10 protein-coding genes are annotated in these 14,197 nt (G+C 71.1%); 3 read left to right on the forward strand and 7 right to left on the reverse strand.

Features of this window, described 5'->3' with window-relative positions; all coding sequences use genetic code 11:
• Positions 1-53: 53 nt before the first annotated feature.
• From CP975_RS24125 to CP975_RS24140, 4 genes are all read right to left on the reverse strand, one after another.
• Entirely contained in the window at positions 54-3,842 is a 3,789-nt protein-coding gene (locus CP975_RS24125) for a multifunctional oxoglutarate decarboxylase/oxoglutarate dehydrogenase thiamine pyrophosphate-binding subunit/dihydrolipoyllysine-residue succinyltransferase subunit (RefSeq protein ID WP_208835585.1), read from the reverse strand.
• A gap of 276 nt (positions 3,843-4,118) precedes the next feature.
• Entirely contained in the window at positions 4,119-5,198 is a 1,080-nt protein-coding gene (locus CP975_RS24130; protein ID WP_030790597.1) for a sensor histidine kinase, read from the reverse strand.
• 13 nt (positions 5,199-5,211) lie between these two features.
• Positions 5,212-5,952, reverse strand: coding sequence for a response regulator transcription factor (locus tag CP975_RS24135; protein ID WP_055535351.1), 741 nt, complete (start codon positions 5,950-5,952; stop codon positions 5,212-5,214).
• A 65-nt stretch (positions 5,953-6,017) separates the two neighbouring features.
• On the reverse strand, positions 6,018-6,695 hold the full coding sequence (locus tag CP975_RS24140; RefSeq protein WP_055535349.1) for a spermidine synthase family protein: 678 nt from the start codon (positions 6,693-6,695) through the stop codon (positions 6,018-6,020).
• 153 nt (positions 6,696-6,848) lie between these two features.
• On the opposite strand from CP975_RS24140, the gene CP975_RS24145 reads away from it, so the two are divergent.
• Positions 6,849-7,676 carry a rhomboid-like protein gene (locus tag CP975_RS24145; protein WP_246201614.1) on the forward strand — a complete coding sequence of 276 codons (828 nt, stop codon included), beginning with the start codon at positions 6,849-6,851 and terminating at the stop codon, positions 7,674-7,676.
• Positions 7,677-7,704: 28 nt separating this feature from the next.
• Here the strand turns inward: CP975_RS24145 and CP975_RS24150 are convergent, their stop codons facing one another.
• Positions 7,705-8,682, reverse strand: a complete 978-nt coding sequence (locus CP975_RS24150; protein WP_055533566.1) for a methyltransferase — start codon at positions 8,680-8,682, stop codon at positions 7,705-7,707.
• 278 nt (positions 8,683-8,960) lie between these two features.
• Here CP975_RS24150 and lon point away from each other — a divergent pair, with 278 nt between their 5' ends.
• Entirely contained in the window at positions 8,961-11,384 is a 2,424-nt protein-coding gene (gene lon, locus CP975_RS24155; RefSeq protein WP_055533559.1) for an endopeptidase La, read from the forward strand.
• Between the two features lie 52 nt (positions 11,385-11,436).
• On the opposite strand, the gene CP975_RS24160 is transcribed toward lon, so the two are convergent.
• On the reverse strand, positions 11,437-12,270 hold the full coding sequence (locus CP975_RS24160) for a lysozyme (RefSeq protein WP_055533556.1): 834 nt from the start codon (positions 12,268-12,270) through the stop codon (positions 11,437-11,439).
• Between the two features lie 257 nt (positions 12,271-12,527).
• Between CP975_RS24160 and CP975_RS24165 the strand changes: the two genes are divergently transcribed.
• The gene (locus CP975_RS24165) at positions 12,528-13,016 is read left to right on the forward strand and encodes a MarR family winged helix-turn-helix transcriptional regulator (protein WP_055533554.1); all 489 of its coding nucleotides are present in this window, start codon (positions 12,528-12,530) and stop codon (positions 13,014-13,016) included.
• An 87-nt stretch (positions 13,017-13,103) separates the two neighbouring features.
• Here the strand turns inward: CP975_RS24165 and CP975_RS24170 are convergent, their stop codons facing one another.
• Complete coding sequence (locus CP975_RS24170; RefSeq protein WP_055533552.1) at positions 13,104-13,949, reverse strand: protein phosphatase 2C domain-containing protein; 846 nt, start codon at positions 13,947-13,949, stop codon at positions 13,104-13,106.
• Positions 13,950-14,197 lie beyond the last annotated feature (248 nt).

Raw genomic sequence — 14,197 nt, forward strand, 5'->3', positions numbered from 1 at the left:
CCGAGTCGCAAAGAACTCGGGGCCGGGCCCACCGGACGCGCAACCGTCGAGGCCTAGGCCTCGAAGACCTCGCTCAGGAGCTGCGCCTGCTCCTGCTCGTGGCGCTTCTTCGAGCCGACCGCGGGGGACGAGCCGTGCGGCCGCGAGATGCGGCGCAGACGCTCGCCGTGCGGGATGTCGGCGCCGACCGCCAGGTCCAGGTGGTCGATGAGGTTGAGGGCGATGAAGGGCCACGCGCCCTGGTTCGCCGGCTCCTCCTGCGCCCACAGGTACTTCTCGGCGTTCGGATACTTGGAGATCTCCTCCTGGAGCTCCGCGCCCGGCAGCGGGTACAGACGCTCGATGCGGATGATCGCCGTGTCCGTGACACCGCGCTTCTGCCGCTCGGCCTCCAGCTCGTAGTAGAGCTTGCCCGCGCAGAAGACGACCTTGCGGACCGCCTTCGGGTCCACGGACGCGTCGCCGATGACCGGGCGGAAGCTGCCCGAGGTGAACTCCTCCGTCTTGGACGCGGCGGCCTTCAGGCGCAGCATCCACTTCGGGGTGAAGACCACCAGCGGCTTGTGGTGCGGGTTGTGCACCTGCCACCGCAGGAGGTGGAAGTAGTTCGACGGGAGGGTCGGCATCGCGACCGTCATGTTGTTCTGCGCGCACAGCTGGAGGAAGCGCTCCGGGCGGGCGGACGAGTGGTCCGGGCCCTGGCCCTCGTAGCCGTGCGGGAGGAGCAGGGTGACGCCGGACGTCTGGCCCCACTTCTGCTCGGCCGAGGAGATGAACTCGTCGACGACGGTCTGCGCGCCGTTGACGAAGTCACCGAACTGGGCCTCCCACATCACGAGGGACTCGGGACGGGCCAGGGAGTAGCCGTACTCGAAGCCCATCGCCGCGTACTCGGACAGGAGCGAGTCGTAGGCGTTGAAGCGGGCCTGCTCCTCGGAGAGGTACAGCAGCGGCGTGTAGTCGTCGCCCGTCTCGCGGTCGATGAGGACCGCGTGGCGCTGGCCGAACGTGCCGCGGCGCGAGTCCTGGCCCGCGAGGCGCACCGGGGTGCCCTCCATGAGCAGCGAGCCGATGGCGAGGGTCTCGCCCATGCCCCAGTCGATCGTGCCGTCCTCGACCATGGCCGCGCGGCGCTGGAGCTGCGGCAGCAGGCGCGGGTGCACGGTGACGCGGTCGGGGATGTTGACCTGGGACTCGGCGATGCGCTTGACGACCTCCTGGGAGATCGCCGTGTTCACCGCGACCGGGAACTCGGCCTCGGGGCCGGGGACCTCCACCGGCGCGGACTGCGAGGTGGCCTCGCGGACCTCGGTGAAGACCTTCTCCAGCTGGCCCTGGTAGTCCTGGAGCGCCTGCTCGGCCTCTTCCAGGGTGATGTCGCCGCGACCGATGAGGGACTCGGTGTAGAGCTTGCGCACCGAGCGCTTCTTGTCGATCAGGTCGTACATCAGCGGCTGGGTGAACGCCGGGTTGTCCGACTCGTTGTGACCGCGGCGGCGGTAGCAGATGAGGTCGATCACGACGTCCTTGTTGAACGCCTGACGGAACTCGAAGGCCAGGCGGGCCACGCGGACCACGGCCTCCGGGTCGTCGCCGTTCACGTGGAAGATCGGCGCCTCGATCATCCGCGCCACGTCCGTCGAGTACATCGACGAGCGGGACGACTCCGGGGCGGCGGTGAAGCCGACCTGGTTGTTGATGACGACGTGGACCGTGCCGCCCGTGCGGTAGCCGCGCAGCTGCGACATGTTCAGGGTCTCGGCGACCACGCCCTGGCCCGCGAAGGCCGCGTCACCGTGCAGGGCGACGGGCAGGACCGTGAAGTCCGTGCCGCCCTTGTTGATGATGTCCTGCTTGGCGCGGACGATGCCTTCCAGGACCGGGTCGACCGCCTCCAGGTGGGAGGGGTTGGCGGCCAGGGAGACCTTGATCTGCTCGCCGTCCAGGCCCGTGAAGGTGCCCTCGGCGCCCAGGTGGTACTTCACGTCGCCGGAGCCGTGCATCGACTTCGGGTCGAGGTTGCCCTCGAACTCGCGGAAGATCTGGGCGTACGACTTGCCGACGATGTTCGCGAGCACGTTCAGGCGGCCGCGGTGGGCCATGCCGATGACGACCTCGTCCAGGCGCGACTCGGCCGCCGAGTCGATGACGGCGTCGAGCAGCGGGATGACGGACTCGCCGCCCTCCAGCGAGAAGCGCTTCTGGCCGACGTACTTGGTCTGGAGGAAGGTCTCGAACGCCTCCGCGGCGTTCAGGCGGCGCAGGATGCGCAGCTGCTCCTCGCGCTCCGGCTTCGTGGCGTGCTGGCGCTCGATGCGGTCCTGGAGCCACTTGCGCTGCTTCGGGTCCTGGATGTGCATGAACTCGACGCCGGTGGTGCGGCAGTACGAGTCGCGCAGCACGCCGAGGACGTCGCGCAGCTTCATCATCGACTTGCCGGCGAAGCCGCCGACCGCGAACTCCCGCTCCAGGTCCCACAGGGTGAGGCCGTGCTCGGTGATGTCCAGGTCGGGGTGCTTGCGCTGCTTGTACTCCAGCGGGTCCGTGTCGGCCATGACGTGGCCGCGGACGCGGTAGGAGTGGATCAGCTCGAAGACGCGGGCGGCCTTCGTGACGTCGTCGTCGTGCGAGGCGTCGATGTCCTTGAGCCAGCGGACCGGCTCGTAGGGGATCCGCAGAGCCTCGAAGATCTCGTCGTAGAAGTCCTGCTCACCGAGGAGGAGGTTCGCGACGATGCGCAGGAACTCGCCGGAGGCGGCGCCCTGGATGACCCGGTGGTCGTAGGTCGACGTGAGCGTCATGACCTTCGAGATGCCGAGCTTGTTCAGGGTGTCCTGGGAGGTGCCCTGGAACTCCGCGGGGTAGTCCATGGAGCCGACGCCCATGATGACCGACTGGCCGGGCATCAGACGCGGGACCGAGTGGACGGTGCCGAGGCCGCCGGGGTTGGTCAGGGAGACCGTGACGCCGGTGAAGTCGTCCATGCCGAGCTTGCCGTCGCGGGCGCGGCGGACGATGTCCTCGTAGGCCTGCCAGAACTCGAAGAAGTTCATGGTCTCGGCCTTCTTGATGCCCGCGACCACGAGCTGGCGGTCGCCGTTGGGCTTCACCAGGTCGATGGCGAGGCCGAAGTTGATGTGCTCCGGCTTGACCAGGGTCGGCTTGCCGTCCTTCTCCACGAAGGAGTAGTTCATCGACGGCATGGCCTTGATGGCCTGCACCATCGCGTACCCGATGAGGTGCGTGAAGGAGATCTTCCCGCCGCGGGCGCGCTTGAGGTGGTTGTTGATGACGATGCGGTTGTCGAAGAGCAGCTTCACCGGGACCGCGCGGACCGACGTGGCCGTCGGGACCTCGATCGAGGCGTTCATGTTCTTCGCGACCGCGGCGGCCGGGCCGCGCAGCGTCGTGTACTCGGGTCCTGCCGGGGCCTCCTTCGCGGGCTCCGCCTTGGCGGCGGGCTTCGCGGCGGCGGGCTTGGCGGCGGGGGCCGCGGGGGCCGCGGTGGCGGGCTTCGCGGTCTGGGCCGCGGGCGTCGCGGGAGCCGGTGCGGCGGGCGCGGGCTTCGCGGCCGGCGCGGCGGGAGCAGTGGTGGACGCGGCCCCCGCGGCCGCGTCACCCGCCGGCTGCGCCGGGGTGGCGGCTACGGAAGCGCCCACCCCCGGCTTGTAGTCGGCGAAGAAGTCCCACCAGGCTCGGTCGACCGAATTCGGGTCCTGGAGGTACTGCTGATAGATCTCGTCTACGAGCCACTCATTGGGACCGAAGGCGGCGGCAGGGTCCTTGCCCTGCGCGTCTTGGTCGGTCGAAGTGCTCGAGCTACTGGGGGACTGTGACGACACGGCGGTAACCGCCCTCTTCCGCTTCACAAGGTGATGGACAGCGGAAATAAAGGCTACGCCTCCATCGGCGTGAGGTGCAGGCCGGGCCCGTCATCCGTCGCGTAAGTCACACTGGAGCAAGGGTTTCGGCGCTGTAAATGGCGGGAAACAAGCGAGGTTCCGCAACGCGAGATGGCCGCGCGGGTACGTCGGAGGGACGTCTACGCGCGGCGGCGGTCCCCGAGTGCCCACAAGGGCGCCCGATGAATCGCTTCCGGTTCGAACCCTACGTCAACTTCACGCTTCGGGCAGGCCCGGAAGGGTGACCTGGATCCGGCAGCCGCGAGGGGATTCGGCCACCCCGATGTGGCCGCCGTGCAGATCGACCGCCCAGCGCGCGATGGCGAGGCCGAGGCCCGTGCCGCCGTCGTTGGCGGAGTTCTTGGCGGGGCTGCCCGCGTGGCTGCCCCGGTTGAAGCGCTCGAAGACGCGGTGCCACTCGGACTCCGGGATGCCGGGGCCCTCGTCGAGCACCTCCAGGTCCAGGGACTCGGGGTAGGGGCCGCGCCGGGCCCGTACCGTGACGCGGCCGTGCGGCGGGCTGTGCTTGACCGCGTTGTCGATGAGGTTGGCCACGACCTGGTGCAGGCGCTCGGCGTCCGCGTGGGCCGTCAGCTCCGGGGGCGAGACGTCGAGGTGCAGATGGACGTCCGTACGAGTGTGGCTGCCGGAGCCGGAGGCGATGCCCGCGCGCGCGGAGGCCACCATGTTGGCCTCCTTCAGTACGCCCGACAGATAGGGCCACACCTCGAAGCGGCGGGCCCTGAGCGGTACGACGCCGTTGTCGAGGCGGGACAGGTCCAGGAGGGTCTCGACGAGCCGGCCCAGGCGCTCGGTCTGCTTCAGGGCGGTGCGCATCGTCTCGGGGTCGGCGGCCGAGACGCCGTCGACGACGTTCTCCAGGACGGCACGCAGGGCGGCGATGGGGGTGCGCAGCTCGTGGCTGACGTTCGCGACGAGTTCCTTGCGCTGGGTGTCCTGGGCCTCCAGGTCGTCCGCCATCGCGTTGATGGTGGAGGCCACGTCGCCCAGCTCGTCGCGCCGGTCGGCGCCGCGTACCCGGCGCGTGTAGTCGCCGTGGCTGACGGCACGGGCCACCGCGTTCATCTCGTCGAGCGGCGCGGTGAGGCTGTGCGCCACGAACTGCGTGATGAGCAGGGTGGCGATCACCGAGAAGACGGTGATGAAGCGCAGCTCGGTCTCGGTCTTCATCGCGACCAGGAGCAGTCCCGTGGTGATGAACACGGAGACGACCACCAGGGCGCCGAGCTTGGTCTTGATGGAGAACGGCCGCAGCTCTCCGAAAGGTCCGCTCATGGCAGGACCGGCCTCATGGCGCCGGGGTCTCTAGGGCGTAGCCCACGCCGTGCACGGTCCGGATCCGCTCGGCGCCGATCTTCCGGCGCAACGCCTTGATGTGGCTGTCGACGGTCCGGGTGCCGGACGCGTCGGCCCAGTCCCACACCTCGGCGAGCAGCTGTTCGCGGGAGAGGACGGCGCGCGGGGTGTTGGCCAGGCAGACCAGCAGGTCGAACTCCGTGGGCGTCAGGTGGACGTCCTCGCTGCGCACACGCACACGCCGCTGTGCGTGGTCGATCTCCAGTTCGCCCAGGCGCAGGATGCCGCTGCGGGGGGTGGTCGCGGCGAGCGCGGCCCGTTCGACCCTGCGCAGCAGGACGTGCACCCGGGCCGCCAGCTCCCGCATGGAGAACGGCTTGCTCATGTAGTCGTCCGCGCCGACGCCGAGGCCGACCAGCATGTCCGTCTCGTCGTCACGCGCGGTGAGCATGAGGACCGGGACGGGGCGCTGGGCCTGGACCCGGCGGCACACCTCCAAGCCGTCGAAGCCCGGCAGCATGATGTCGAGAATCAGCAGGTCGGGCTGCCAGGCCTGCGCGGTGTCGACCGCCGAGGGGCCGTCCCCGGCCGTTTGCACAACAAAACCCTCGGCACGCAGCCGGGCGGCGATGGCGTCGACGATCGTCGGGTCGTCCTCGACCACCAGGACCCGGCGCTGGGCGCCGGGTGTCGCCGCTGTCGCGCCGCTGTGGGAGGTGTGTGTCTGCTCCATCGCCCGCCCCTGACACTGATCGCTTGTGTTCGGTCAGCAGGGTACGGGGCGCGAAGGCACCTCGGCTACGCAGCCCGGACGCCGAGGTGCACCACGTCCGGGACGCCTCGGGCAACGGGGATCTCTTCGGTTCGTACCCTCTGGAATCCGGCATTCCGTAGAGCGTCGTCGAAAGCGGACGAGGGCTTGGCGGACCACACGGCGAGCACTCCGCCGGGGGTGAGCCGGGCTTTGCAGGCGGCCAGACCGGCAGGCGAGTAAAGGGAGTTGTTGCCCTCCGTCACCGTCCAGTCGGGGCCGTTGTCGATGTCCAGACAGAGCGCGTCGTACGTCTCCGGGGCCTCGGATATGTAGGTGACGAGGTCGGTGTGAAGAATCTGCGTACGTGGGTCGGCGAGTGCGGTCTCCGACAGCTCGGCGAGCGGTCCCTCGCGGTGCCAGTCGATGATGGCCCGCTCGCGCTCGACGACGGCGATCCGTCCCCAGCGGGGGTCGGCGGCGGCGTGCGCGAGGGAGAAACCGACGCCGAGCCCGCCGATCAGGACGGCGGGCCGCGGGCGGTCGTCGAGGGCGTCCCGTGCCGCGTCGACGAGCAGCCGCTCGGAGCGGCCGTCGGAGGTGTCCATCAGAAAGCAGCCGTTCGCGATGATCTGTAGCAACTCACCGTGGCGCCGCAGTACGACCTCGCCGTACGGGCCCTCGCGCCGGTCGAGGACGACGGGGGCGGTGGTGTGGGTGTGCATGCCCTCAGCGTATGAGCGGGCGGCGCGGCGGCCGGGGGCAACGCCAAAAATGCCCCCGGGGTTGCTGTGAATCGCGTCCCACGTGGCGTCGGTCATAGACAGCGCCCGAAAAGAGGGCCAAGGGTAGGCCGGGACGGAAGGAGCGCCTCACCCGTGGACCAGAGCGTCGAGCCCTCGGACACCGCCACCGCCCCCGCGTCCGGGGACCGTGAGCCGCCCACCCTGAGCGCGCTTCCGCGCCAGCCGGACCGCCGTACACCGCCGGAAGCCCGCGCGGCGGCAGCCGCTCCCGTGGGCCGCGAAGCCGCCGTTCCCGGGAGCCCCGAGGCCGCCGCCGCTTCCGTGCGGCGCCCCCGGCTCCGTCCCTGGCGCCTGCTGCCCGACCCCAAGGGCACGCCCTTCACCTTCGGCTACGCGCTCGTCCTCGCCGCCACCTCGCTCCTCAGCCAGTACGCCGATCCGGAGGTCGTCGACGCGCTGCTCCGGGGGTCCAGCACCGACGTCGCCCACCTCGCGCACAGCCCCGTCCTCGTCCTCGTCGCCAGCGCCCTGTGGATCGCGGGCGGCATCACATCGCCGTACGCCGTCGGCTTCCTGCTGGTCCTCACCGCGCTGGAGCGCCGCATCGGGGGTCTGCGCACGGCCGGGGTGTTCCTGCTCGGTCACGTCGTCGCGACCCTCGCCACGGAGGTCCCGGTCGGGCTCTCCGTCCTCGCGGGCCATCTGCCCGACAGCTCGCTGCACCGTCTCGACTACGGCATCAGCTTCGGTGTCGCCGCCAGCGTCGGCGCGCTCGCGGGACTGCTCACACCGTGTCTGCGGTGGGCCGTGCTGGCGGGCTTCGGCTGGATGCTGGTCGACGAACTGATCGCGTTCACCGACCCGATGACGAACTGGGGCCACCTCCTGGCGCTCGTGATCGGCGTCTCCAGCTGGCCGCTGATCCGCCGCGGACGCCGGTCCCTGGCGGGCCGCCCCTGAGGGCGCCTCGGCACTCCGGCCGGGCCCGTTACGCAGGCACCGCCTCCACCACCGACGGGAACGCCGCCGTCGGCAGGACCCGCGTCAGCTCGAACCCGGCCCGTGAGAGCAGCGCGGCGAACTCCGCCTCCGTACGCTCCTGACCGTCCACGATCGCCGCCATCGCGACGTCCATCGCCTTGCCGGGGTGCGGGTCGTCGCCCGCGGGCAGGACGGACTCGACGATCAGGAGGCGGGCGTCCGGCGCCATCGCCGTACGGCAGTTGCGCAGGATCCGCAGGCAGGACTCGTCCGGCCAGTCGTGCAGGACGTGCTTGATGACGTACAGGTCGCCGCCCTTGGGGACGCCCGTGAAGAAGTCGCCCGACTCGGCGCTCCAGCGGCCCCGCACCGCCTCGTCCCCGCTCAGGACGTGCGTGCTGACCGCCGGTGTCTGGTCGAAGAGGACCCCGGTCAGGCCCGGCCGGCCGCGCAGGACCGCCCGCAGGAGGCCGCCGCGCCCGCCGCCGACGTCCACCACCGTGCCCTTCGCGGGGAACGGGTACGTCCCGGCCACCACCGCGTCGATCGGTGCCGAGAGCGAGGTCATGCCGGCGTCGAACAGTTCCCGGAGCGCGGGGTCCCCGGCCAGATACGCGAAGAACGGCTGCCCGAAGACTCGCTCGAAGGAGGCGCCCTCCTCGCGCACGGCCTCCTCCAGGCCCGCGGAGGTCCGCTGAAACGCCGCGTCGGTCAGCATCACGACCGCGCCGTGCTGCGAATAGGGGACGTCCGTGCGCAGCGCGTCCCCGAGGGGAGTGAGGTGGAACGCGCCCGCCTCGTCCTCGTGGAAGACGCCGCGCGTGGCGAGGTAGCGCAGGACGCGTCGCAGGTGCCCGGCGTGCGTGTCGGTCAGCTCCGCCAGCTCCTCGGCGGTGCGGGGGCCCGGCGCCAGATGGTCGGCGATCCGGCAGCGTGCGGCCGTGCGCAGCGCCGCCGAGAGGAGGTGCCCCAGCGCGATCTCCATGAGCTGACCGGCGGCGCCGGCCGCCGGGCCCGCCGCCGCGTCCACCACTGCCGGGTCCACCGGGCCGCCGCTGTTCTCGGGTGTGTCCACCGTGGGTCTCCTCCGTGAGAGTCGGAGCGTCCACGTTCCTCACCGAACGCCGGTCCGTACAGAGGGCGTCGCCACCGGCCACGAGCGGGTGACCGGTGATCGCTCAGAGCGAACAGCCCTTGGGGAACATTGCAGCACTCATAAGCATTGAGTCGATACAGCTCAACTTGAATGCTGAAAGGGAGATCATGGCTACTGAGTCCACCTCGTACACATCGCTCACTCTGCCTGTGCTGCCGCTCGACGACGAGGTGGTCCTGCCCGGCATGGTGGTCCCCTTCGACCTCTCCGACGCGGAGGTGCGCGCCGCGGTGGAGGCCGCGCAGGCCGCGGCCCGCTCCGAGGGCGACAGCAAGCCGAAGGTGCTGCTTGTTCCGCGCATCGACGGGACGTACGCGGCGACCGGCGTCCTCGGCACCGTCGAGCAGGTCGGACGGCTCTCCGACGGCGACCCCGGTGCCCTCATCCGCGGCCGGGGGCGCGTGCGCATCGGCGCCGGTACGACCGGGCCCGGCGCCGCCCTCTGGGTCGAGGGGCAGCAGGTCGAGGACGCCGTTCCCGAGCCCCTCCCGGGCGCCGCCACCGAGCTGGTCAAGGAGTACAAGGCGCTCGCCACCAGCTGGCTGAAGAAGCGCGGCGCCTGGCAGGTCGTCGACCGCGTCACGCAGATCGACGACGTCTCCGCGCTCGCCGACAACTCCGGCTACTCGCCCTTCCTCACCACCCAGCAGAAGATCGAGCTGCTGGAGACCGAGGACCCGGTCGCCCGCCTCAAGCTCGCCACCGAGCAGCTGCGCGAGCACCTCGCCGAGCAGGACGTCGCCGAGTCCATCGCCAAGGACGTGCAGGAGGGCGTGGACAAGCAGCAGCGCGAGTTCCTGCTGCGCCGCCAGCTGGACGCCGTGCGCAAGGAACTGCGCGAGATCAACGGCGAGAAGGAGGGCGAGGAGTCCGACGACTACCGCGCCCGCGTCGAGGCCGCCGACCTGCCGGAGAAGGTCCGCGAGGCCGCCCTCAAGGAGGTCGACAAGCTGGAGCGCGCCAGCGACCAGTCGCCGGAGGGCTCCTGGATCAGGACCTGGCTCGACACCGTCCTCGAACTGCCGTGGAACGAACGCACCGAGGACCAGTACGACATCAAGGGCGCCCAGGAGATCCTCGACGCCGAGCACGCCGGGCTCCAGGACGTGAAGGAGCGCATCACCGAGTACCTCGCGGTCCGCAAGCGCCGCTCCGACCGCGGCCTCGGGGTCGTCGGCGGGCGCCGCGGCGGCGCCGTGCTCGCCCTCGTCGGCCCGCCCGGCGTCGGCAAGACCTCGCTCGGCGAGTCCGTCGCGCACGCCATGGGCCGCAAGTTCGTGCGGGTCGCGCTCGGTGGCGTACGCGACGAGGCGGAGATCCGCGGACACCGCCGTACGTACGTGGGGGCGCTGCCCGGACGGATCGTGCGGGCCATCAAGGAGGCCGGGTCCATGAACCCGGTCGTGCTCCTGGACGAGATCGACAAGGTGGGCTCGGACTTCCGCGGCGACCCTGCCGCCGCTCTCCTCGAAGTCCTCGACCCGGCGCAGAACCACACCTTCCGGGACCACTACCTGGAGGTGGAGCTGGATCTGAGCGACGTCGTCTTCCTGGCGACGGCGAACGTCCTCGAAGCCATCCCGGAGGCCCTGCTCGACCGCATGGAGCTGGTCCGGCTCGACGGCTACACCGAGGACGAGAAGATCGTCATCGCCCGCGACCACCTGCTCCCGCGCCAATTGGACCGGGCGGGCCTGGAGAAGGACGAGGTCACCCTCGACGAGAGCGCCCTGCGCAAACTGGCGGGGGAGTACACGCGCGAGGCGGGCGTACGCAACCTGGAGCGGTCCGTGGCGCGGCTGCTGCGCAAGGTCGCGGCCCAGCACGAACTGGGCGAGCGCGAGCTGCCCCTCACCGTCACCGACGCGGACCTGCGCGACCTGATCGGGCGGCCGCACCACGTGCCCGAGTCCGCCCAGGACCCGGCCGAGCGGCGCACCGCGGTGCCGGGCGTGGCCACCGGGCTCGCGGTCACCGGGGCGGGCGGCGACGTGCTGTTCGTGGAGGCGTCGCTCGCCGACCCGGAGACGGGCGCGTCGGGGCTCACGCTCACCGGTCAGCTCGGCGACGTCATGAAGGAGTCGGCGCAGATCGCCCTGTCGTTCCTGCGCTCGCACGGCGCCGAACTGGAGCTGCCGGTCGCCGACCTGAAGGACCGGGGCGTGCACATCCACTTCCCGGCGGGCGCGGTGCCGAAGGACGGCCCGAGCGCGGGCGTCACGATGACGACCGCCCTCGCCTCGCTGCTCAGCGGTCGCCTCGTCCGCACCGACGTGGCGATGACCGGGGAGGTCTCGCTGACCGGCCGGGTCCTGCCGATCGGCGGTGTCAAGCAGAAGCTGCTCGCCGCGCACCGCGCCGGGATCACGACGGTGATCATTCCCAAGCGGAACGAGGCGGACCTCGACGACGTCCCGGCCGAGGTCCTGGAGAAGCTGGACGTGCACGCGGTCACCGATGTGCGCCAGGTGCTCGAACTGGCGCTCGCCGAAGCCACGGTGGGTGAGCCGCGGGTGCCGGTCGCGGTGTAACGGGCGGGGGAACGGTGGCCGCCCTCGCACGGGGCGGCCGCCGTCCGCGTACTCAGCCGTTCGCGAGCGCCTGCACCCTGTCGTAGGCGCCGTTGAACTTGTTGTGGTCACCGACCGTCGGCCCGGAGGAGGTGTACTGCCACATGGTGTGGAAGCCCCAGCCGGCCGGTAGCTCGCCCGGGGTGGTGTCGTAGCGGGCGATCCACAGCGGGTTGCTCGCGCCGAAGCCGCCGTAGTTGCCGGTGCACTGCTTCCACCAGCTGGTGGCGGTGTAGATCACGGCGTCGCGGCCGGTGCGCGCCTTGTACGTGTTCAGGAAGTCACGGATCCAGCTGACCATCCCGGACTGCGTCTTGCCGAAGCAGGCAGCCCCGTAAGGGTTCCACTCGATGTCCAGCGCGCCCGGCAGCGTCCTGCCGTCGCGCGACCAGCCGCCGCCGTTGTCCACGAAGTAGTTGGCCTGGGCGGCGCCGCTCGCGGTGTCGGGCGTGGCGAAGTGGTAGGCCCCGCGGATCATGCCCACGTTGTACGACCCGTTGTACTGCTGGGCGAAGTAGGGGTTCTTGTAGTACGTGCCCTCGGTGGCCTTCACGTAGGCCCACTTCACTCCGCTGTTCCACAGGGTCGACCAGGCGACGTTGCCCTGGTGGCTGCTGACGTCGACGCCCTCGGTCTGGACGGCGCCGCCGCCGGTGGGCAGCCCGCCCTGGCCGTCGTGTTCGATGACGCCCTGCCCGAGGCGCGCGGAGCCGCGCGGGGGGACGTCGTCCGCCTGGGCCGCCGTGGGGAGCGTCAGGAGGAGGGAGAGAGCGGACAGGACCGCGAGGAGGACACCCGCCGGCGACAAGCGCGAGGGGCGGGCAGGTCCGGGTCTGTGCACAGGCATGCGTGCCTCCGAAGGCCTCGGGGGTGCTCTGGGGGGACCTGTCGACACGTTCATGGTGTGAACATGTCACTTGAAAAGCTACGCACGTAGACCACGGCGGGGGAAGGGGGGCAGAGTGGTGCCGTTGGTCCACTCCTGTGGCGGTGCCACCGGATCGGCACCGCCGCGACCTTGCGAAATACTGGTCAGGCCGCTGGCGCCACGGCCACGGCGCGAGAGCCTCGCGGCGATAACTTTCAGAATCGGGAAAGCGGGACATGGCTGCTGCAGAAGAGGGTGTGACGGTCGGGGCACACGGTGACGCCGGACCGGCGGTGGACCGCGAGTTCCTCTCCCTGGAACGGGAGTTGTCGCTCCTGATGCGCCGCGCGCGGGCCAGGTCCGGCGAGATGGCACGCCAGGTCCACCCCGACCTGGAGCCCGCCGCGTACGGCCTGCTCGTCTGCCTGGACGACTCGGGCCCGCAGCGCGCCACCGACCTCGCCGCGTACATCGGGGTCGGCAAGGCGACGATGAGCCGCCAGCTGCGGGCCATGGAGGAGCTGGGCCTGGTCTCCCGCGAGCCCGACCCCGCCGACGGGCGCGCCTGGCTGATCCGGCTCACCCCCGACGGCCGCACCCGCTTCCGCACGGTCCGCGCCGCCCGCCGCGCCCGGTACGTGCGTCAACTCCAGGGCTGGGACCGGGCGGAGGTCGCCGAGCTGGCGCGGCTGCTCGGGCAGCTCAACGCGAGCGCCGAGTCGTGAGCGACGGGGCGCGTTCCGCCTGGTGAGCCACGGGGCCCGGCCCCGGGGGGCCTTGGGGAGGGCTTGGGGGTTACAGCTCCACGTGGGTTACAGCTCCACGTACACCACCGCCGCGTCGTCATGCCGCTTGCCGCGCGGGAAGGCGAGGCGGTCGGGGTCGGCGTGTTCCAACTCCCGTACGCGGTCGAGCAGATGTTGCGGGCCCTCCTTGCGCAGCAGCGCGAAGCACTCGGGCCAGTCGCCCTCGCGGAAGGTCTCGACCCAGCGCGAGGCCCCGTCGGTGAGCGCCGCCACCGCCGTCACGTCCGCGCGCGGCAGCTCACCGGTGATCGCGCGCAGGGCGGCAGAGGGGTCCGCCGCGGCCGTGAAGAAGCCGTTCTCGGCGTTGCGCAGGGCCTCGACCGCCGCTCCGTACGCCCGGCCCGCCACCTCCCGCTCGGCCGAGCCGCGCGGCAGGGCGCGCACCTGGTCGCGCAGTGCCCGCGCGGCGGGCGGCAGTTCGGCCAGGCGCCGGTCGAGGACGGCGGTCACTCCGCCGCCGACGCCCGCGACGAGGAGCGCCGAGTCGGACAGGACCAGATGCTCGACGCGCTCGGCGTCCCACCGCACGAGCACCACTGTTGCCTGAGGGGTGCGAGGGTGAGAAAGGTCACAGGTTGAACCATGCGCCTCGGCGGTACGCGCAATGGCGCCCGCCAGGACCTCAGGGAGCGTCATATCCCGCCGCGAAACGGACAGTTCCCCCAGAGCGCCGCCGAGGCGCGCGGTGAACCAGGGGACGGAATGCAGACAGCCCACCGATCCCTCGGGCGGCGTCACGCCGTCCAGGAGGACGAGCGATCCGCCCTGCCCGGACGCGGGAAGCGCGACGGAGGCGTAGTCCTCGTTGGGGCGTGCGGGGTCTCCGGGCTCAGTGGCGAGTTCGATACGCATCCGGCCAGTCTGCCCGAGGCCCTCAAGGGGGCCGCCGGAAGTGGCGCGGGGGCGGCGGATCGGCCCGGGGTGGGGAAACGCGCGCCGGAATTCGACCGGAATGATCAACTCCGGTGGCGTGTGGCGGCGCATCCTGCCAAAGCCGGTCGGCGACGTCCAACCGGCGCACCGCATATGCCCGACGCCGATAGCCTTGGGACTTGCCCGCCAACTCCCCGCCGATGTTCACTCCTTCGGGTGGCCAGGCA

Origin of the sequence: Streptomyces alboniger (assembly GCF_008704395.1) — a bacterium.
Taxonomy (GTDB): domain Bacteria; phylum Actinomycetota; class Actinomycetes; order Streptomycetales; family Streptomycetaceae; genus Streptomyces; species Streptomyces alboniger.